Raw genomic sequence first — 19,732 nt, forward strand, 5'->3', positions numbered from 1 at the left:
TTTTCTGTTCGCAAATCTAAGTATATTTCATAGACTACAAAACTTTTTCAGAAAAAACTTTATGTGAAAATGCAATTTCGACATTGCAATCTTTAATATCTCGATTCATAGAGAGATATTCGGAAAAAATATCTATTTTTGCACAATAATTTATTATATTGGTGTAAAAGTGGCAAGAAAGAGAAAAGAACTTCCCCTGTTGGAGAAGGTAACGATTACGGATGTGGCTGCCGAAGGAAAAGCCATCGCAAAGGTCAATGATTTGGTAATTTTCGTACCATATGTTGTTCCCGGTGACATAGTGGATCTACAGATCAAAAGGAAAAAACATCATTATGCTGAGGCCGAAGCGGTAAAGTTTCATGAGTACTCATCAGTAAGAGCCGTTCCTTTCTGCCAACATTACGGCGTTTGCGGGGGATGCAAATGGCAGGTGCTCCCCTATTCCGAACAAATAAAGTACAAGCAGAAGCAGGTTACGGACAATCTTATCCGCATCGGAAAAATAGAGCTTCCTGAAATATCCCCTATATTGGGTTCGGAAAAGACACAGTTTTACAGAAACAAACTGGAATACACGTTCTCCAACAAACGTTGGCTGACCAATGCTGAAATCCAGCAAAATGTAGTATATGAGCAGATGAATGCAGTGGGCTTTCACATTCCCAATGCCTTTGATAAAGTATTGGCCATAGAAAAATGCTGGTTGCAGGATGATATATCCAACCGGATCCGGAATGCAGTGCGCGACTATGCCTATGAGCACGACTATTCCTTCATCAATCTGCGTACTCAGGAAGGTATGCTGCGCAACATGATCGTACGCACTTCCACTACCGGCGAGCTGATGGTAATCCTCATTTGCAAGATAGAAAAGGATGAGGAAATGGAATTGTTCAAACAGTTGTTACAATATGTAGCAGACACTTTCCCGGAAATCACTTCCCTTCTATACATTATTAATAATAAATGCAACGACACCATCACAGATCTTGATGTATATACCTTCAAAGGCAAAGACCATATCTTCGAGGAAATGGAAGGCTTACGTTTTAAAGTTGGCCCGAAATCTTTCTATCAGACCAATTCCGAGCAAGCCTATAATCTTTACAAGATTGCCCGAAACTTTGCAGGACTGACAGGCGACGAGCTGGTTTACGACCTGTACACAGGCACAGGAACTATCGCGAATTTCGTATCCGGGAAAGCACGCCGGGTCATTGGCATAGAATACGTGCCCGAAGCCATTGAAGACGCCAAAGTCAATGCCGAAATCAACGGCATCAAGAACACGTTGTTCTTCGCCGGTGATATGAAAGATATGCTGACCCAGGATTTCATCAACCAATATGGCCGTCCAGACGTAATCATCACCGATCCTCCACGCGCCGGAATGCACCAAGACGTAGTGGATGTCATTCTCTTTGCCGAACCTAAACGCATTGTTTATGTAAGCTGCAATCCCGCAACACAGGCACGTGACTTGCAACTGCTCGATGTAAAATACAAAGTGAAGGCTGTGCAGCCCGTAGATATGTTTCCTCACACTCACCATGTTGAGAATGTGGTACTGCTCGAACTGAAAGCCAATCACTAATTCATTAACATTAATCACCAAAAACATGGCTAAAGAAAAAGTTGTGGCAAAGGCCCGCACACAATATACGGACTACACAGTAAAGGAACCGATGGAACTGATGGAGTTCCTGACCGCAAAAATGCCTGATGCCAGCCGTACCAAACTAAAGTCATTGCTGAGCAAGCGGATTGTTTATGTGGATAGTGTAATCACTACACAGTACAATTTTCCTCTGAAACCCGGAATGAAAGTACAGATCAGCCGTGAAAAGGGACGGAAGGAATTCAATCACAAACTGATCAAGATTGTATATGAAGACGCCTACATCATTGTCATTGAAAAGATGCAGGGACTGCTTTCCGTGAATACAGAAAGGCAAAAGGAGCGCACCGCCTATACCATACTGAATGAGTACGTCCAGCGTTCGGGCAGGCAGCACCGCGTTTACACCGTACATCGTCTGGACCGTGACACTTCCGGCCTGATGATGTTTGCCAAGGATGAGAAAACCCAAAATACCCTGCGTGACAACTGGCATGACATAGTGTTTGACCGGCGCTACGTAGCAGTGGTTTCCGGTGAAATGGAAAAGAATGCCGGTGTGGTGTCTTCCTGGCTCACCGACCGTACGCTATATGTATATTCCAGTCCCACGAACGACGGTGGAAAAGAAGCAATCACCCATTACCGTACCATAAAACGTGCCAACGGCTATTCCTTGATGGAACTGAATTTGGAAACAGGCCGCAAAAACCAGATACGCGTACACATGCAAGACCTGGGACATCCCATCATTGGCGACGGCCGCTATGGGCTGGAAGATATAAATCCGATAGGACGGCTGGCGTTGCATGCCTTTAAGCTATGCTTCTATCATCCGGTCACGGGCGAGAAGATGAGTTTTGAAACTCCGTATCCTGCGGATTTCAAGAAACTGTTTTTGAAACGGACTAATGCGGAAAAGAATTCATAAAAAAGTGTGCCGCATCCAATAACACAAAAAAGCCGACCCTGTTTATGAAGTGCACCCAAAAAGTTAGACACAAAACTTTTTGGGTGCACTTCATAAACAGGGACGGTCTCTTTTTTTCTTTAAAACGCCAGAAACATCATTCCATGCGCAAAGTAAAGTTAAAGCCGGGAGCATTATTTGACAGATAGAAAGTACCCCACAACTTACCACCTCCTATACTGACATTCTCCATGTAGGAAATGTCATAAGCTCCATAATTCAATACCAGATTCGTATTGTAGCCGTCTTCCCAATACCACTGAAAGCGATACGATTTATAGAACTCTCCATCCGATGAGTAATATTGAGACTCTGTACCAAAACCATCTGTTCCAAAAGTAAATGTACTGAACAGCGCCTCACCATTATCTGCGTTAACACCTACATCACCGGTCCATGAACGCCCCACGATAGCCGACTCAATACTTTCCTGACTTTCTTCACATGATGCCAAACCTATGCAAAGCATCATCACCAAAAAAATTCTCGTAAATAATCTCATTATCTTATCTATTATAATTAGCCAACAATCAATGTATAATTTTCATCGTCACAAGAAACCGAAACCGTAACAAAAGCGCATATCATCAGTATCTTCACATAATTCAAAGTTCTCATTATTTACTGATTTCAGTCAATTCTTGCAGACAAATCTACTCAAAATCTTTGAAATAAACGAATGAAAAAGGGAAAACGCAAAGAAAAACGAAATATTAAAGCCATTAGGCTTTCAAATCGTTCCCTATCCGAAAGTAAAATTTAACATACTTCTGTCGATTATGCTGCCCTCTTTAGGCTTACATATCAATTAGAGGTTCAGATCATAGTTGGATTCCGCTATCAAAATGACTATAAATCATAAGATAGAAGAAACCTGTTACAGTATTCTTGATAAATTTTGTATTTTTGCATTATAAATCAAGAATCAATTTGAATAAATATGACTGGTATCAAGCAAAGAGATGAGTTGCAATCTACAATTTGGAAAATTGCCAACGAAGTACGTGGTGCTGTCGATGGTTGGGATTTTAAACAATTTGTCTTAGGAACTCTTTTTTATCGATTTATCAGCGAGAATTTCACCGATTACATTGAAGGTGGCGACGATAGCATTAATTATGCAAATATGTCGGATGATGTTATCACCATTGAGATAAAAGATGATGCAATCAAAACAAAAGGATATTTTATTTATCCCAGCCAGCTTTTTGTGAATATAGCAAAGAGTGCCAATACAAATCCCAATCTGAATACAGATTTAGCTGCGATTTTCAATGCGATAGAGGGGTCTGCTAATGGGTATCCGTCCGAGCATGATATTAAGGGGCTGTTTGCAGACTTTGATACTACGAGCAATCGGTTGGGAAACACAGTAGAGGAAAAGAACAAACGTCTGGCTGCTGTCATCAAGGGAGTGGAATGTCTGGATTTGGGAAACTTCGAGGACAATAAAATTGACCTCTTTGGTGATGCCTACGAGTTCTTGATTTCCAATTATGCTGCCAATGCGGGTAAATCGGGAGGTGAGTTCTTTACACCTCAGAACGTATCAAAACTGATAGCGCAATTAGCTCTGTCGGGGCAAACCTCGGTCAACAAAATCTACGACCCGGCATGCGGTTCAGGCTCATTGTTGCTCCAAGCAAAAAAACAATTTGACGCTCATCTTATTGAAGAAGGCTTCTTCGGCCAGGAAATAAACCATACCACCTACAATCTGGCACGGATGAACATGTTTTTGCATAACATCAATTATGACAAATTCGACATTGCTTTGGGCGACACATTGATTAATCCCCAATATGGTGATGAAAAGCCTTTCGATGCTATTGTTTCCAATCCGCCCTACTCTGTCAATTGGGTAGGCAGCGATGACCCTACACTCATCAACGACGACCGTTTCGCCCCTGCCGGTGTACTGGCTCCCAAGTCTAAGGCCGACTTTGCTTTCGTGCTGCATGCCCTCAGCTACCTTTCTGCAAGAGGACGGGCTGCCATTGTCTGTTTTCCAGGCATCTTCTACCGTGGTGGGGCTGAACAGAAGATAAGGAAGTATCTTGTAGATAACAACTTTGTAGAAACCGTAATCTCTCTTCCTCCAAATCTCTTTTATGGCACAAGTATAGCCGTAAATATTCTTGTACTCTCCAAACACAAAACGGATACAAAGACACAATTCATCGATGCCAGTGGAGAAGAATTCTTTAAAAAAGAAACCAATAACAATGTATTGACCGATAGGCATATAGCAAAAATCATAGACCTATTCAATAAAAAGGAACCTGTGGAATATGTTGCTATATCGGTAGATAACAGCAAAATAGAAGAAAACGGTTACAACCTTTCCGTAAGTTCATACGTGGAATCGGAAGACAAGCGTGAGGTGATTGATATTGTAAAACTGAATGCGGATATTGCCCAGACGGTGAAGCGCATTGACACATTGCGTGCGGATATTGATGCTATTATAAAGGAGATAGAGGGGTAAGCTATGAATAACGAAAAGAGCCAAGTTATAGAACAACCTTCCTATAAGGAACTTGTTGAAGCCATTGGAAAGGCTTTGAGCGAAGGACGCAACAAAGCCATTCAAACGATAAATGCTGCATTGGTGAAGACTAACTGGCAGATAGGACATTATATCGTAGAATATGAACAGAAAGGAAAAGAACGAGCTGAATATGGAGCCGAGTTGTTGAATCGCCTGTCGCATGACCTGACAGTTGCATACGGCAAGGGATTCAGCCGAAGCAACATTATCTATATTCGCAGGTTTTATTTGTGTTTTCCAAAAAGTGAAACACTGTCTCACCTTTTAAGTTGGAGTCATTATTTCGAGATCTTAAAAGCGAATGACGAGCTCGAAATTAGTTTCTATGCCAAGCAATGCGAAATTGAAAATTGGAGTGTGCGCGAGTTGAAACGACAAATGAAAAGCGGACTCTTTCAACGGTTGGCATTAAGTAGAAATAAAGAGGAAGTTTTGATATTGAGCAGACAAGGACAAGAGGTACAAAATCCGCAGGATATTGTGAAAGACCCTTTTGTGTTAGAGTTTGTAGGCATCCCCGAAAAGCAAGTTTACTTGGAAGGCGAACTGGAAGATAGATTAATAGCCAATTTGCAGGACTTTCTTTTGGAACTTGGCAAAGGATTTGCCTTTATTGGGCGGCAATATAAAATCAATATCGGTTCACGACATTTTTATGTTGATTTGGTGTTCTATCACCGTATTCTGAAATGTTTTGTGCTCATAGACCTGAAGCGTGGTGAAATTGAACACAATGATATTGGACAAATGAATCTGTATCTAAACTATTTCAAGAAAGAAGAAAATACGGAAGGTGATAATGAACCAATAGGAATTGTTCTTGGCGCATACAAAGACAAAGTGTTGATTGAATATGCTACACAAGGCATTTCAAACCAACTGTTTGTAAGTCGGTATCAACTCTATTTACCTGACAAGAAACAATTGCAAGAAGAATTGCGTAAACTGATGGACTATGAGTAATATAAAGAAATTATTGGAAGGTGTAGAGGTGGAATGGAAACCATTAGCATATTCTGAATACGACGTAGCTGAATTAAGTCGAGGTCGTGTAATGTCAAAAGAATATTTAATCAACAATGCAGGAGAATATCCTGTATACAGTTCTCAAACAGCTAACAATGGTGAAATAGGAAAAATAAGAACTTTTGATTACGATGGAGAATATTTAACTTAGACAACTGATGGGGCAAATGCAGGTACAGTTTTTCATAGAACTGGACGATTTTCTATAACAAATGTTTGTGGATTAATAAGGATAAAGGATACAGAAGAATTAAATTACAAATTCTTATTTTATTGGCTCTCAATCGAAGCTAAAAAATATGTATATTCTGGCATGGGAAATCCCAATATGAATATTATCGTAATCAACTACTCGCCTACCCTATGGAAGAGTCCGACCAGTCCTCACTACGTTCGAACCGGTCAGCCACTTCCATTCAAAATAGCGACAATTCAACACAACCATTATCCGCATTGAATCCCCACACTGGCAATTCTGTTTTACAGCCGCGGGGTAAGGTGGAATGGAAAATGTTAGGAGAAATATTTAACATTAAAAATGGATATACTCCTTCTAAATCAAATCAAAAATACTGGGAAAATGGTACTATACCGTGGTTCAGGATGGAGGATATTAGAGAAAATGGTAGGGTTTTAAACAAATCAATTCAATATGTAAACTCATATGCTATTAAAGGAGGCAAACTATTTCCTGCAAATTCAATCATCGTTGCAACTTCTGCCACGATTGGAGAACACGCATTAATTACTGTTCCTTTTTTATCAAATCAAAGATTTACAAATCTTAGTCTTAAAAAAGAGTATGCCAATAAATTTATAATCAAATTTCTTTTCTATTATGGTTTTGTTTTAGATGAATGGTGCAAAAACAACATTACAGTTGGTAACTTTGCGGGTGTAGATATGATTGGGCTTAAAAAATTTCTTATCCCCATCCCCCCCCTCGAAGAGCAAGAACGTATAGCCTCTATTCTTGATAAATTCGACACCTTCACGACCTCAATCACTGAAGGACTTCCAAAAGAGATTGAATTACGTCAGAAGCAATACGAATATTACCGTGATATGTTACTCTCATTTCCGAAGAATAATATGAAGGTATAATATGGGACAGATACTAACCGAAATAGCACAAACGCTCAAAGATGCGAATAAGAAAGTGCAGCTAATCTATGCCTTTAACGGCACAGGAAAAACGCGTCTGTCCAGAGAATTTAAAAGACTGATAGCACCCAAAGATACTGAAACAGAAGAGCAGGAAGATGCAAAAACCAAGATACTTTATTACAATGCTTTCACGGAAGATTTGTTCTATTGGGATAATGACTTAGATGCAGACACCAACCGAAAACTAAAAATACAGCCAAACGATTTTACAGATTGGGTGCTTCGTGATCAAGGGCAAGAGAATAACATAATAGCCCATTTTCAACATTATACCAGTGATAAGCTAACGCCGAAATTCAATGAGCAATTCAATGAAATAACATTCTCTATTGCTGCGGGTAATGAGAACACGATTGATAATATAAAGATTTCAAAAGGTGAAGAGAGTTGCTTAATTTGGTGCGTATTTTATAGTTTGCTTGCACAGGTTGTTGATGTTTTGAATATAGCAGAGCCGACAGATAGAGAAACCGACATATTTAATGATTTAAAATATGTATTTGTTGATGACCCTGTAAGTTCATTAGATGAAAATCACTTGATTGAACTTGCTGTTAACTTGGCGGAACTCATCAAAAAAGCAAATGGATTACAGTTTATTATTTCAACACACAATCCGTTATTCTACAATGTACTGTTCAATGAACTTGGAAATAAAAATTGCTATATGCTGAACAAATACGATGACGGCACTTATGAACTTGTGGAGAAGAAAGGTGATTCAAACAAAAGTTTTTCATATCATCTCCATTTAATACAAACAATTAAGGATGCTATCACTACGAATAGCATTCAGAAATACCACTTTATACTACTACGAAATCTCTATGAGAAAACAGCGAATTTCTTAGGGTATCCTCAGTGGTCAGATTTACTGCCGGATGATAAAAAGACGTATTACAACAGAATTATTCAGTTCACAAGCCACTCGACGTTATCGAATGAAGCAGTGCCAGAGCCTACGGAGCCAGAAAAACAAACGGTAAAATTCTTATTAAATCATCTTATTGAAAATAAGTATTGGAAGGAGGAAGAACAATGATACAATATAACACCATAGCAGAATTGCAAAATTACATAGTTCTTGACAACTATGTAAAGAGTCCAATAGCATGCGATCCACCTGCCGGTTATCAGACGGAAGCCGGTTTGGAATATGAATTCATAGATGATTTGAAGAATCAAGGTTACGAATATGTTCAGGAAATTACTTCGCCTGATGCTCTGTTAATCAACGCAAGAAAGCAACTGCAAACTCTGAATCAGGTTGTATTTACAGATGCGGAATGGGCACGTTTCGTAGAAGAATATCTGGATAAGTCCAGCGACAGCCTTGTAGAGAAAACAAAAAAGGTGCATGAGAACTATATCTATGACTTCGTATTTGACGATGGGCATATTCAAAATATTTATTTGGTAGATAAGACGAATATCACCCGTAACAAAGTGCAAGTGATTAATCAATTTGAACAGACCGGGACGCAAGCCAACCGTTATGACGTTACGATTTTGGTGAACGGCCTGCCTATGGTGCAGATAGAACTGAAAAAACGGGGAGTAGCCATTCGTGAGGCTTTCAACCAAGTGCACCGCTATAGCAAGGAAAGTTTCAACAGCGAAAGTTCCCTATATAAATACCTGCAGATTTTTGTTATCTCTAATGGCACAGACACCCGTTATTTTGCCAATACGGTAAAACGAGATAAAAACAGTTTTGACTTTACGATGAATTGGGCAAAAGCGGACAATACACTGATTAGAGACCTAAAGGATTTTACGGCAACGTTTTTCCAGAAAAATACATTGCTGCAAATTTTGCTCACCTATTCTGTGTTCGACACCGGCGACACGCTACTCATTATGCGTCCTTACCAGATAGCTGCAACAGAACGTATTCTATGGAAGATAAAAAGTGCCTATCAAACAAAGAAATGGGGGACGACAGAAGGCGATGGCTACATTTGGCATACCACAGGTTCGGGCAAAACGCTGACCAGCTTCAAAGTTGCCCGCCTTGCCACCGAACTTGATTTCATCAATAAGGTATTCTTTGTTGTGGACCGTAAGGACTTGGATTATCAGACGATGAAAGAATACCAACGCTTCTCGCCCGACAGCGTCAATGGCTCGGAAAGTACAGCAGGCTTGAAGCGAAACATCGATAAAGATGACAACAAGATTATCGTCACTACCATTCAAAAGCTGAATAATCTCATGAAAAGCGAAAGCAATCTGCCTGTGTATCAGAAGCAGGTTGTGTTCATCTTTGATGAATGCCACCGTTCCCAATTCGGTGAAGCACAGAAGAACTTGAGAAAGAATTTCAAGAAATACTATCAATTTGGATTTACGGGTACTCCAATCTTTCCGGAAAACGCCTTGGGCACGGAAACTACTGCCAGCGTATTCGGTCGTGAGTTGCATTCGTACGTCATCACAGATGCCATTCGGGATGAAAAAGTCCTGAAGTTCAAGGTGGACTACAACGATGTGCGTCCGCAATTTAAAACATTGGAAGCGGAGCATGATGAGGTTAAGTTAAATGCGGCAGAAAACAAAAAACTCTTGCTTCATCCTGACCGCATCAAAGAAATATCTCAATACATCCTACAGAATTTCAAGATAAAGACCCATAGGAATCAAGGGAACAATAAGGGATTCAATGCAATGTTCGCAGTGAACAGTGTAGAGGCAGCCAAACTGTATTATCAAGAGTTAAAAAATCTACAGAAAGATAATGAAAAGCCGCTGAAGATAGCCACCATATTTTCTTTTACTCCTAATGAAGAACAAAATGCAGCGGGCGATATTGTTGAAGAGAACTTTGAACCATCGGCAATGGACAGTAGTGCCAAGGAGTTTTTGGCAAAAGCAATCAATGACTATAACACCCTGTTTAAGACGAGTTTCGGAGTAGACAGCAGGGAATTCCAAAACTATTATCGCGATTTGGCAAAAAGGGTAAAAAACCAAGAGGTTGACCTGCTCATCGTAGTAGGCATGTTTCTCACTGGTTTCGATGCTCCTACGTTGAATACGCTGTTTGTAGATAAGAACTTGCGCTACCATGGTCTGATGCAGGCTTTCTCACGCACAAACCGCATATATGATGCGACCAAGACTTTCGGTAATATCGTCACATTCAGAGACCTTGAGCATGATACGATAGATGCCATTACTTTATTCGGCGATAAGAACACGAAGAATGTGGTACTTGAGAAAAGCTATAAAGAGTATCTCGAAGGATTCATAGATATTGCCACCGGCAAGGCGAGAAGAGGATATGTAGAAGTGGTTAAGGAATTAACAGAAAAGTTCCCTGCCCCAAATGAAATCATAACAGAAGCAGATAAAAAAGCTTTCGTTAAGGTATTCGGTGAGTATTTGCAGATAGAAAATATCCTGCAAAACTACGATGAATTTACGTATCTGAAAGCCCTGCAAAAAATAAATCAGAAGGATAGCACAGCCCTTGAAACATTCAAGAATACCTACTTTCTGACTGATAAAGACATAACAGCCATGCAGAACATTGATGTGTTGAAAGAACGGACAGTGCAGGATTATCGTTCAACATACAATGATATCCGAGACTGGTTCAGGCATGAAAGAGCAGGCAAAGCTCCCGAAAACTCTAAAATAGATTGGGATGATGTAGTCTTTGAAATTGATTTACTCAAGTCTCAGGAAATAGATCTTGACTATATTCTTGAATTAATTTTTGAGCACAACAAAAAGGCAAAAGATAAGATTGCATTAATAGACGATGTGCGCCGTGTGATAAGAGCGAGCATCGGGAATAGAGCCAAAGAAAGCCTAATTATTGATTTCATCAACGAAACAGACTTAGAGCTAATTCAAGATAAGACTGGTATCATCGCTACTTTCTATGCCTACGCCCAAGAGAAACAAAAAGAAGAGGCTTCCACTCTGATTGCAGAAGAAAGACTGAATGAAGAAGCAGCAAAACGATATATCCAAACTTCTTTGAAGCGGAAGTATGCCAGTGAAAATGGAACTGACCTTAATGCTATTCTGCCGAAGATGAGTCCACTCAATCCACAATATCTAACGAAGAAACAAAGTGTATTCCAAAGGATTGTAGCTTTTGTTGAAAAATTCAGGGACATTGGATGGCAAATATAATGGTCTTAACACCTGCTTGAACAGAAAGTCTTTACATTATATTTGTCAAGGTTAAAATACTTCCAATTATAAAAATAGCAATTTTCGGGTCGTCAAAAAGAATCCTTTGCCATAACTTTGCAGCATCAAAACAAAAAGCATATATTGCATCATCAATCAAAAGAGAATCTTACCGAAAATAATGTATGGAACAATATTTCCAATATGGAGAAAAGGAAACAGCCTATCTGAAAGGCAGGGACAAACGACTTGCCGATGTGATAGAGAATCACCGCAAGATTACCCGTGCCTTATTCGAGAAGTACCGCCGTCGCTATTCACCCCACGGCAGCGTTGCCTGCATTTATCTTTGGGCGGTGTCGGCAGGTGCGGTGGAGGGGCTGAAAGATTATGTACCTAAACAAAGAAACGATGGACGAAATAGAAAAAATACAAGCAATTCTCAACCGTGACAGCCGTTATGACGATGTTTTCTGGTATGGAGTGAAATCGACAGGGATTGTATGCAAGCCTTCGTGCAGTGCCAAAAAAGCGGTTACAGACCATGTAAAATATGTATGAAAGAGAAGAATATCATTAAGATAAAACGTTACGAATCACCTTGCGGAGTATTGATGCTTGGTTCGTTTGGCAACAAGCTCTGCTTGTGTGACTGGCAGGTGGAGCAACACCGTGACCATGTGGACAGACGCCTGAAAAGGATCTTGAAAGCTGAGTTCGAGGAAGGGACATCGGAGATTCTCGAAACGGCAGAACAGCAACTCGACGAGTTCTTTGCCGGAAAACGCAAGGAATTCAATGTACCGCTTCTTTTTGTGGGTACGGATTTTCAGAAAACAGTATGGAACTTCTTGCTGAAAATTCCTTTCGGAGAGACGATTTCATACGGGGAAATGGCGCGATGTATCGGTCTGCCGAAAGCTATCCGTGCGGTAGCCAATGCCAACGGAGCAAATTCCATGTCGATATTTGCACCCTGCCACCGCGTGATTGGCAGCGACCGTTCACTGACAGGATACGGAGGCGGACTTGCAGCCAAACACTTTTTGCTGGAATTGGAGGGCAGCCTTATGATAAAGAATAACGAATATACATTATTCAGATGAAAGAAACGCAGGGCGAAGTAAATTATGCACGGATTGCCGAAGCCATCCGGTTCATACGGGAGAACCGCAAGGAGCAGCCCCGGCTTGAAACCATAGCCGAAGCGGTGAATATGAGTCCGTTCCATTTCCAACGGGTGTTCAAAGAGTGGGCAGGTGTCACCCCGAAACATTTCCTGCAATATCTTAATGTGGAGTATGCCAAGCGCATCTTGCAGGAAACGCACGCTTCACTTTTCGAGGCGGCGCACGAAGTCGGATTGTCCGGAACGGGACGGTTACACGACTTGTTCATTACCATCGAAGGCATGACACCGGGCGAGTACAAGAACGGAGGAGAAAAACTGACTATCAATTACAGCTTTGCCACAGCCCCTTTCGGAGATATATTGATAGCATCAACCCACAAAGGGATATGCAGCATGGAGTTTGCAGATAATCATGCAGAGGCGCTCTGCTCTTTGCAAAGAAAATTTCCGCACGCAAGGTTCTGCCAAAGAAGTGACTACATGCAGCAGAATGCCTTGTGCATTTTCACATGTGACTGGAGCAACCCGGGCGAGATAAAACTGCATCTGAAAGGTTCTGAATTTCAATTAAAGGTGTGGGAAGCGTTGCTGAAAATCCCGGAAGGAGGACTTGCCACCTATGGTGACATTGCTTTGCAGATGGGCAATCCACAAGCTTGCAGGGCGGTAGGTACGGCCATCGGCAATAATCCCGTTGCTTTTTTAATTCCTTGCCATCGTGTAATCCGCGCAACCGGAGAATTCGGCAACTATCATTGGGGGGATATCCGCAAAACAGCCATTATCAGTTGGGAAGCGGCCAAATGTGATAAAAAATAGGCCGAATATTTGTTCGTTCCAAACATTAGCTATACTTTTGCGCCCCGAAAATGCAAAACAAGTATTGCATAAACAACTAACAAGAAGTTTAATTCAAAAAGGTAAAAAAGAAAATGAAAAAGATTGTATTGGTTTTATTCGCTCTTATGGCGGTAGTGTCGGTAAACGCACAGGTTTACGTAGGCGGAACATTGGGATTGTGGCACAATGACGATGCAGACATGACGAATTTCAGTATCGCTCCGGAAATTGGTTACAACATCAACAAGAAGTGGGCTGTCGGTGCAGAGCTCGGCTATGTGCACAGCAACACCAACGTGACTTTAGGAAACTTCAGCGGATCTGTAAAGACAAACGCTTTTGCCATCGCCCCTTACGCACGTTATTCTTTCTATGAAAATAAGTTAGTACGTCTGTTCATTGACGGCGGTTTGGGTTTCTCTACTTACAAGGTGGACGTTGACGGCGCCGATGCAACCAATGGTTTTGAAATCGGTGTAAAACCGGGACTTGCCATCAAGCTGAACAACCACTTCAGTCTGGTTGCCAAATGTGGTTTCTTGGGTTACAGAGACGACTACATGGTAGGTGAAAACGGATATGGCTTTGCTCTGACAAGCGAGAATCTGTCTTTCGGCTTCCACTACGAGTTCTAAGACAACAACCCTTATATAGCAAAGTGGCGGGAGAAAAAATCTCCCGCCACTTTCTTTTTTCCTTTCGTCCCATGCAGTGCATTATCTGCTTTTCTCTCTACAATTACTTGCCTGCCTTCAAAACATTCTCTATCTTCGCACTGCGAACGCTTGTCCGGGCTGTGCGGATGTTTGTCCGCGCGTTGCGTTTGTCCGTTCGCGCACTGCGAACAGAGTTTTGTTCCTATAAATAGGATCTTTTTGTCCTATAAATAAGAACTTTACAAGCAATGTCGAAGAACTTATATACTAATACCTAACATAACCGATTATGGCAGAATATGACATGCAGGAACTGACCCTGCCCAATGAGGAAGGCAAGCGCATCTTCTATCCCAAAATGCAACTGTACGGACAGAAAGATTTGGAAGACATAGCCCGAACCGTGGCTTATGCTACTTCATTCACACGGGGAGACATCAAAGGCCTGTTGCAAGCCGTCACCGAAGAAATAGCCTGCAGCCTGGGCGGGGGCTATTCCGTAAAGATAGAAGGGCTGGGAATCTTTACCCCGGCATTGGGCCTGCGCCAAGGCAAGGAAAGAGAAAGCGGCGAAGAAGGTGACCCGAAACGCAATGCGGCAAGCATCTGCCTGAAAGACGTCAACTTTAAGGCGGACAAGGACTTTGTGCGCAATGCCGGCCAGCGCTGCCACCTGCAACGGGCACAATACAAGAAGTGCAGGCGCTCCTCACAGCTTTTCGCCCCACAAGAACGGCTGGACATGGCCAAGGATTATCTCTGCAAAAACCTGCTCATCAGTGTAGCCGAATACAGCCGGCTGACAGGGCTGCTGAAAACAGCAGCCGCCAAAGAACTGAAAGAATGGGCTTCACAACCCGAAACGGGTATCGGATATAAAGGACGGGGCACACACAAGGTATATGTACTCAGAGAACATGTGTCATGAAGATATTGCATACCAGCGACTGGCATCTGGGACATACTTTATATAATTATGACCGCACCCCGGAACAACAGGCTTTTCTGAAACAACTCGCCCGTATCGTGCAACAGGAGAAGCCCGATGTCATGGTGGTATGCGGAGATGTTTACCACTACTCCGTCCCTTCCGCCGCCACGCAAAGGATGTACACGGAAGGCATGCTGAAGATACATGAAGCATGTCCTGAAATGACCATTGTAGTAACCGCCGGCAACCACGACAGCAGTTCCAAACTGGAAATAGACAGCAGCCTGTGGCAACATTTCGGAGTAAAAGTCATCGGAAACATCGAACGGAACCGGGAGGAAGTAAACCTGGACAGGCATATCATCGAAATAAAAGACGGGAAAGGGAAAAAACAGGGATATATCATCGCTGTGCCCCATGTATATCCGCAAAACTTTCCGACGCTTGACACTGACACTCCGAGAGAAGAACGCCAGGCCCGTTTCTTCCAGGCCTTGCTGGATAAAGCGAAGAAGCTGAACACCGAAGGGCTGCCCATTGTGCTGATGGCTCATTTGGCAGTCGAAGGCAGTGACCGGACGGGACATGATGAAAGCAATATAGGAGGAATGGAAACCGTAAGCCTGCACGATATGGGAAAAGGCTATGACTATCTGGCACTGGGGCACATTCATTGTCCGCAGGACATCAAGGGAAGCGGTCACCGTGCACGCTATTGCGGTACTCCCCTGCCCGTAAGCTTTGACGAAACTTACCCGCACTCTGTCTCCATTGTCGAACTGAACAGAAACGAAGAACCGCAGACAAGAACTGCCGGCATAGAGAATCCGATGCCTCTGGTGACGCTGCCCCATGAGCCGATGCCATTTGAAGAAGCATTACGCCTGTTAGAAGAATATCCTGCGGACAAGCAAGCATACATCCGGCTGAATGTATTGGCGGACAACTATCAGGCGCCCGACTGCATGGAGCGTGCCGCCAACGCCGTAAAAGATAAAGCCTGCAAGTTCTGCTGCATTAAGTCCAACCGTGAAAGGCAAGCCGGAGGAAGTTCTCCCGGACACCTATCCATTCAGGAGATTCAGGAAAAGTCTCCGCTGGATATAGCCAAGCTCTATTACCGTGAAACGGAAGGAGAAGAAATGGACGAGGAACTTTGCGGCCTGATGAACGACATACTCCGGCAAGTGAAAGAGAAGGAAAAACAGTGATTATCCGCGAAAGAAAATGAGACTTCAAAAACTGACAATAAAGAATCTGGCATCCATAGAAGATGCTGTCATCGACTTTGAGAACGGCCCTCTGAAAGAAGAATCCCTGTTCCTGATATGCGGCGAGACTGGTGCAGGAAAAACGACACTGCTCGATGCCATCTGTCTGGCACTTTATAATGAAACGCCGCGCATGGACCGCACGGCAGGCGAAAGGTACAAGGACACCGCACAGGCTTTCTCCAACAAAAAAGAAGACATACTGATAAACGACAACAGGCAACTGATGCGGAGGAACACTTGTGAAGCATGGGCTGAACTGGACTTTATCGGCACAAACGACACGCCTTATACGGCCAGATGGTATGTGGCACGTGCTCGCAAAAAAGCAGACGGCGCCCTCCAAGACGTGAAATGGACTCTTGAAAACAGAAAAAGCCATCTTCAACTCACCAAGAAGACAGAAATACCCAATGAAATACAGGCAGCCATCGGACTGACTTTCGAACAATTCTGCCGCACCACTCTGCTGGCACAAGGAGATTTCACCAAATTCCTGCAAAGCAAGGAAAGCGAAAAGTCGGACATTCTGGAAAAACTGACCGGAACGGAGATTTATTCTCAAACAGGTGCGCGCATCTATGCCGTTACCAAAGAGAAACGTACGGATTATGAAAACCAAAACCGCAAATTGGAGGGCATACGCCTGCTCACAGAGAAAGAAATAGCAGAAGCCGGACGTGCGATGGCCGCACAAGAGACCGAGATAAAGGGTCTCAACATTCAAAAAAGTATGGCTCTCCAAAAACGCGACTGGTTGAGGAAAAATGCGGAACTGGCTATTGCTTCGGAAAACCAGAAGAAAGTGTGGGAGGAGAAAAATGTTTTGTTGGAGTCTGATGATTTCAGGCTAAAAGAACAATTAGTGAACGACTGGCACACCACAACGGATGCCCGCAACTGGCTTGTACTCTTAAACAAGAACCGTGTGGAACTGCAAAAGGAAGAAGAAAGGTCATTTGAATTAAAAACGGACTTCACCCGCCTTTGCAATGGGTATGCCCGGCTGAAGGCAGATACGGAAAAACAGCATGAGGAATTGCTTCGTGTTGAAGAATATCTGCAAAAATATGCTCCGCTGCTCCCCATGTTCGAGCAAAGCCAGTCCATTATTGCCGGTTTGCTGTCTGTGCTTTCCGCACAGGAACGTGCCGACGGATATGAAAAAGATATATCCGTTCTGAATAAAATGCAACCCTTGCGTGAGGAAGAACGAGCCGCAAAAGAAAAAATATTCTTGTTGAAAAGCAAAGAAAACCAACAGAAACAGGAAGAAATAAGCCGACACAAGGCAAAGCTCGATGCAATGCAACTCTATGCCTTGCAGGAAAAACGTACTTCACTTGAAGCAGGCAAAGAAATTTTTCTGAAGACCAAAACAGCACTGACATTGCTCAAGGAAAAGCAGTGGGCACTGAAGACGGCAGAAGAACAGGAACAATCGTTTGACAGCAGAATGACGGCCTGCCAAGCGCAATACAACCGTCTGCTGACAGACCTCAACCATAAAAAAGAAGTCTATGGCGACATCCGCAAACTCTACGACAAGCAAAAAGAAGCCGTGGAAGATTGGGCCAAAGAAGCCCGCACACGTCTGGCAATAGGCGACACTTGTCCTGTGTGCGGACAAGAGATAAAATCGCTCCGCCACGACGAAGACTTTCAGTCTATCCTTGTTCCCATTCGTATCTCATTAGAAACCAAAGAGAAAGAATACAAGGAAGCCGAGCAGACATTGGGCAACAACCGTACCGAGTTTAAAACCTATGAGAAGGAGACATTGAGATGCCGGCTGGTTACAGAGCAAGCACGTGAAAACTATCACCGCGCGCTGAAAGATGCCAAAGACAAATGTGCCCGGTGTGGCATCCAAGACATCTCCGATTCCACAGAAAGCGCATTGGATACATTGATACAGAATAACAGCCGGAGTCTCGAAGCCCTCAACACCAAGTTGAACGAGGCTCAAGCGCTTGCCGACGTAATCTCCGGATTGCAACGCCAGAAAGACGGACTGCAAATGTCAGTGGAAACAGCTCGAAACGAGCTCAACGCAGCCGACAAAAACCTGTCAGAACTCAAAAACAACATTGCCAACAAACATTCCCTGATAAAAAACGAAAAAGATACCATACATGCCGCCATCCAGCATATCACTCCGCTGATTCTCTGGCAAGAATGGCAAACGGAATGGAATGCCCGTCCCACCTTCTTCATTGAACGGTTGAAGCAAGCCGCCGCCCGTTACAGACAAGCCCAAAGCAAACAAGCGGAACTAAAAACAGCCATAGCCCTGAACAACAAAGAACAAGAAAGCATATCAACCGCCAAAGAAAACATCTGCTCCGCTTTTCCTGACTGGAAAGATACGGCTGTCGAAGAAACCGGACAGGCCGGCAATCTGGAAATTGCATGGAACTCTCTAAGCGTGCAAGCCGTCAGACTCAAGCAAAGCATGCTATCCATCCGAAATGCCATTAAAGAATTGCAAAACAAGCTATCGGAATTTTACAACATCCATCCGGACTTTGACGAAGCACGCCTTGCTTCCCTCGCCGCCTATTCCCGCGAACAGATAGAGCAACTCCGCACAAGACTGCAACAACTTAAAGAGGAGATAGCATCCCGACGGACTGCCTACCGGCTGACTTGCGAACAGGCAGAGGCACATCTCAAATTAAAACCTAAAATGGATGAAGACGATACTTCCGAATCGCTGGACATACAAATCCTTGAGTGTGAACAACAAATCACGGAACGAAACCAGGTCATCGGTCAATTGCAAGCTTTGCTGACGCAGCATGAGCAGAACATCGCCTTGATAAAAAACGAAAAAAAACACGCTGACGAGCTTCGTGACATTTATTTAAAGTGGGATCGCCTTTGCAGCCACTTCGGTGATGAAAAAGGAAAGAATTTCCGCAACATCGCCCAAAGCTTCGTACTGAAAGAATTGCTGAACGGAGCCAACTTCTACCTGCAACGGCTCACCGACCGTTATGAGCTGGAGTGTCAGGCAGGCTCGCTCACTATCCTGCTGCGCGACTTCTATCAGGGAGGTGTGGCCCGACCCGCCTGCACCCTGTCCGGCGGAGAAAGTTTTCTGGTTTCCCTTTCACTGGCCCTCGGCCTCTCTTCACTAAACAGGCAAAGCCTGTCGGTGGACACACTGTTCATTGACGAGGGATTCGGCACTCTAAGCGGAGATTATTTGAACACGGTGATGGATACACTGGAGAAACTGCATCGGATGGGTGGCAAAAAGGTGGGAATCATCAGCCATGTAGAAGGTTTGAAAGAAAGAATCAAGACCCAGATACAAGTGAAAAGAATAGATAATTCGAGAAGTGAAATCAGAACGGTGAAAATGATTTGATTTCCTATAAAATTGGTACTTTTGCAGGATTAAATTAAAAACGCA

17 protein-coding genes are annotated in these 19,732 nt (G+C 43.1%); 16 read left to right on the forward strand and 1 reads right to left on the reverse strand.

Annotation, left to right across the window (positions count from 1 at the left end; all coding sequences use genetic code 11):
• Positions 1 to 169 precede the first annotated feature (169 nt).
• Both rlmD and BACHE_RS12650 read left to right on the forward strand, forming a co-directional pair.
• Entirely contained in the window at positions 170 to 1,597 is a 1,428-nt protein-coding gene (gene rlmD, locus BACHE_RS12645; protein WP_013548100.1) for a 23S rRNA (uracil(1939)-C(5))-methyltransferase RlmD, read from the forward strand.
• A gap of 25 nt (positions 1,598 to 1,622) precedes the next feature.
• Positions 1,623 to 2,552, forward strand: a complete 930-nt coding sequence (locus BACHE_RS12650) for an RluA family pseudouridine synthase (RefSeq protein WP_013548101.1) — start codon at positions 1,623 to 1,625, stop codon at positions 2,550 to 2,552.
• Positions 2,553 to 2,688: 136 nt separating this feature from the next.
• Here the strand turns inward: BACHE_RS12650 and BACHE_RS12655 are convergent, their stop codons facing one another.
• Positions 2,689 to 3,093: a hypothetical protein gene (locus BACHE_RS12655; RefSeq protein ID WP_013548102.1), complete on the reverse strand. Its 405-nt coding sequence runs from the start codon at positions 3,091 to 3,093 to the stop codon at positions 2,689 to 2,691.
• 438 nt (positions 3,094 to 3,531) lie between these two features.
• On the opposite strand from BACHE_RS12655, the gene BACHE_RS12660 reads away from it, so the two are divergent.
• From BACHE_RS12660 to BACHE_RS12720, 14 genes are all read left to right on the forward strand, one after another.
• Positions 3,532 to 5,079, forward strand: coding sequence for a type I restriction-modification system subunit M (locus tag BACHE_RS12660; RefSeq protein ID WP_013548103.1), 1,548 nt, complete (start codon positions 3,532 to 3,534; stop codon positions 5,077 to 5,079).
• Between the two features lie 3 nt (positions 5,080 to 5,082).
• The gene (locus BACHE_RS12665) at positions 5,083 to 6,105 is read left to right on the forward strand and encodes a PDDEXK nuclease domain-containing protein (RefSeq protein WP_013548104.1); all 1,023 of its coding nucleotides are present in this window, start codon (positions 5,083 to 5,085) and stop codon (positions 6,103 to 6,105) included.
• Positions 6,098 to 6,319, forward strand: coding sequence for a restriction endonuclease subunit S (locus tag BACHE_RS17685; RefSeq protein ID WP_222836625.1), 222 nt, complete (start codon positions 6,098 to 6,100; stop codon positions 6,317 to 6,319). The genes BACHE_RS12665 and BACHE_RS17685 overlap by 8 nt, the downstream gene beginning before the upstream one ends.
• A 212-nt stretch (positions 6,320 to 6,531) precedes the next feature.
• Complete coding sequence (locus BACHE_RS12675; protein ID WP_083808264.1) at positions 6,532 to 7,272, forward strand: restriction endonuclease subunit S; 741 nt, start codon at positions 6,532 to 6,534, stop codon at positions 7,270 to 7,272.
• Position 7,273: 1 nt separating this feature from the next.
• Positions 7,274 to 8,377, forward strand: coding sequence for an AAA family ATPase (locus BACHE_RS12680; protein WP_013548105.1), 1,104 nt, complete (start codon positions 7,274 to 7,276; stop codon positions 8,375 to 8,377).
• Positions 8,374 to 11,481 carry a type I restriction endonuclease subunit R gene (locus tag BACHE_RS12685; protein WP_041579399.1) on the forward strand — a complete coding sequence of 1,036 codons (3,108 nt, stop codon included), beginning with the start codon at positions 8,374 to 8,376 and terminating at the stop codon, positions 11,479 to 11,481. Before BACHE_RS12680 ends, BACHE_RS12685 begins: the two co-directional genes overlap by 4 nt.
• A gap of 185 nt (positions 11,482 to 11,666) precedes the next feature.
• Positions 11,667 to 11,933, forward strand: a complete 267-nt coding sequence (locus tag BACHE_RS12690) for a hypothetical protein (RefSeq protein WP_041579400.1) — start codon at positions 11,667 to 11,669, stop codon at positions 11,931 to 11,933.
• Positions 11,893 to 12,042, forward strand: coding sequence for an Ada metal-binding domain-containing protein (locus tag BACHE_RS17820; RefSeq protein WP_148229850.1), 150 nt, complete (start codon positions 11,893 to 11,895; stop codon positions 12,040 to 12,042). The genes BACHE_RS12690 and BACHE_RS17820 overlap by 41 nt, the downstream gene beginning before the upstream one ends.
• On the forward strand, positions 12,039 to 12,587 hold the full coding sequence (locus tag BACHE_RS12695) for a methylated-DNA--[protein]-cysteine S-methyltransferase (RefSeq protein WP_013548107.1): 549 nt from the start codon (positions 12,039 to 12,041) through the stop codon (positions 12,585 to 12,587). The genes BACHE_RS17820 and BACHE_RS12695 overlap by 4 nt, the downstream gene beginning before the upstream one ends.
• Positions 12,584 to 13,432, forward strand: a complete 849-nt coding sequence (locus BACHE_RS12700; RefSeq protein ID WP_013548108.1) for a bifunctional transcriptional activator/DNA repair enzyme AdaA — start codon at positions 12,584 to 12,586, stop codon at positions 13,430 to 13,432. The genes BACHE_RS12695 and BACHE_RS12700 overlap by 4 nt, the downstream gene beginning before the upstream one ends.
• A 113-nt stretch (positions 13,433 to 13,545) precedes the next feature.
• A complete protein-coding gene (locus BACHE_RS12705) occupies positions 13,546 to 14,088 on the forward strand; it encodes an outer membrane beta-barrel protein (RefSeq protein WP_013548109.1) in 543 nt (180 codons plus the stop codon).
• Positions 14,089 to 14,398: 310 nt separating this feature from the next.
• On the forward strand, positions 14,399 to 15,037 hold the full coding sequence (locus tag BACHE_RS12710; RefSeq protein WP_013548110.1) for an HU family DNA-binding protein: 639 nt from the start codon (positions 14,399 to 14,401) through the stop codon (positions 15,035 to 15,037).
• Positions 15,034 to 16,251 (forward strand): exonuclease SbcCD subunit D, encoded by a 1,218-nt coding sequence (locus BACHE_RS12715; protein ID WP_013548111.1) that lies wholly within the window; start codon positions 15,034 to 15,036, stop codon positions 16,249 to 16,251. The genes BACHE_RS12710 and BACHE_RS12715 overlap by 4 nt, the downstream gene beginning before the upstream one ends.
• Before the next feature lie 16 nt (positions 16,252 to 16,267).
• The gene (locus BACHE_RS12720; RefSeq protein WP_013548112.1) at positions 16,268 to 19,687 is read left to right on the forward strand and encodes an AAA family ATPase; all 3,420 of its coding nucleotides are present in this window, start codon (positions 16,268 to 16,270) and stop codon (positions 19,685 to 19,687) included.
• The last annotated feature ends 45 nt before the right edge of the window (positions 19,688 to 19,732 follow it).

This window comes from Bacteroides helcogenes P 36-108, from assembly GCF_000186225.1.
GTDB classification, from domain to species: domain Bacteria; phylum Bacteroidota; class Bacteroidia; order Bacteroidales; family Bacteroidaceae; genus Bacteroides; species Bacteroides helcogenes.

Coding starts and splice junctions, on each gene's coding strand:
- BACHE_RS12650 (WP_013548101.1), top strand. CDS start 1,623: ATGGCTAAAGAAAAAGTTGTGGCAAAGGCCCGCACACAATATACGGAC.
- BACHE_RS12655 (WP_013548102.1), bottom strand. CDS start 3,093: ATGAGATTATTTACGAGAATTTTTTTGGTGATGATGCTTTGCATAGGT.
- BACHE_RS12660 (WP_013548103.1), top strand. CDS start 3,532: ATGACTGGTATCAAGCAAAGAGATGAGTTGCAATCTACAATTTGGAAA.
- BACHE_RS12665 (WP_013548104.1), top strand. CDS start 5,083: ATGAATAACGAAAAGAGCCAAGTTATAGAACAACCTTCCTATAAGGAA.
- BACHE_RS17685 (WP_222836625.1), top strand. CDS start 6,098: ATGAGTAATATAAAGAAATTATTGGAAGGTGTAGAGGTGGAATGGAAA.
- BACHE_RS12675 (WP_083808264.1), top strand. CDS start 6,532: ATGGAAGAGTCCGACCAGTCCTCACTACGTTCGAACCGGTCAGCCACT.
- BACHE_RS12680 (WP_013548105.1), top strand. CDS start 7,274: ATGGGACAGATACTAACCGAAATAGCACAAACGCTCAAAGATGCGAAT.
- BACHE_RS12685 (WP_041579399.1), top strand. CDS start 8,374: ATGATACAATATAACACCATAGCAGAATTGCAAAATTACATAGTTCTT.
- BACHE_RS12690 (WP_041579400.1), top strand. CDS start 11,667: ATGGAACAATATTTCCAATATGGAGAAAAGGAAACAGCCTATCTGAAA.
- BACHE_RS17820 (WP_148229850.1), top strand. CDS start 11,893: ATGGACGAAATAGAAAAAATACAAGCAATTCTCAACCGTGACAGCCGT.
- BACHE_RS12695 (WP_013548107.1), top strand. CDS start 12,039: ATGAAAGAGAAGAATATCATTAAGATAAAACGTTACGAATCACCTTGC.
- BACHE_RS12700 (WP_013548108.1), top strand. CDS start 12,584: ATGAAAGAAACGCAGGGCGAAGTAAATTATGCACGGATTGCCGAAGCC.
- BACHE_RS12705 (WP_013548109.1), top strand. CDS start 13,546: ATGAAAAAGATTGTATTGGTTTTATTCGCTCTTATGGCGGTAGTGTCG.
- BACHE_RS12710 (WP_013548110.1), top strand. CDS start 14,399: ATGGCAGAATATGACATGCAGGAACTGACCCTGCCCAATGAGGAAGGC.
- BACHE_RS12715 (WP_013548111.1), top strand. CDS start 15,034: ATGAAGATATTGCATACCAGCGACTGGCATCTGGGACATACTTTATAT.
- BACHE_RS12720 (WP_013548112.1), top strand. CDS start 16,268: ATGAGACTTCAAAAACTGACAATAAAGAATCTGGCATCCATAGAAGAT.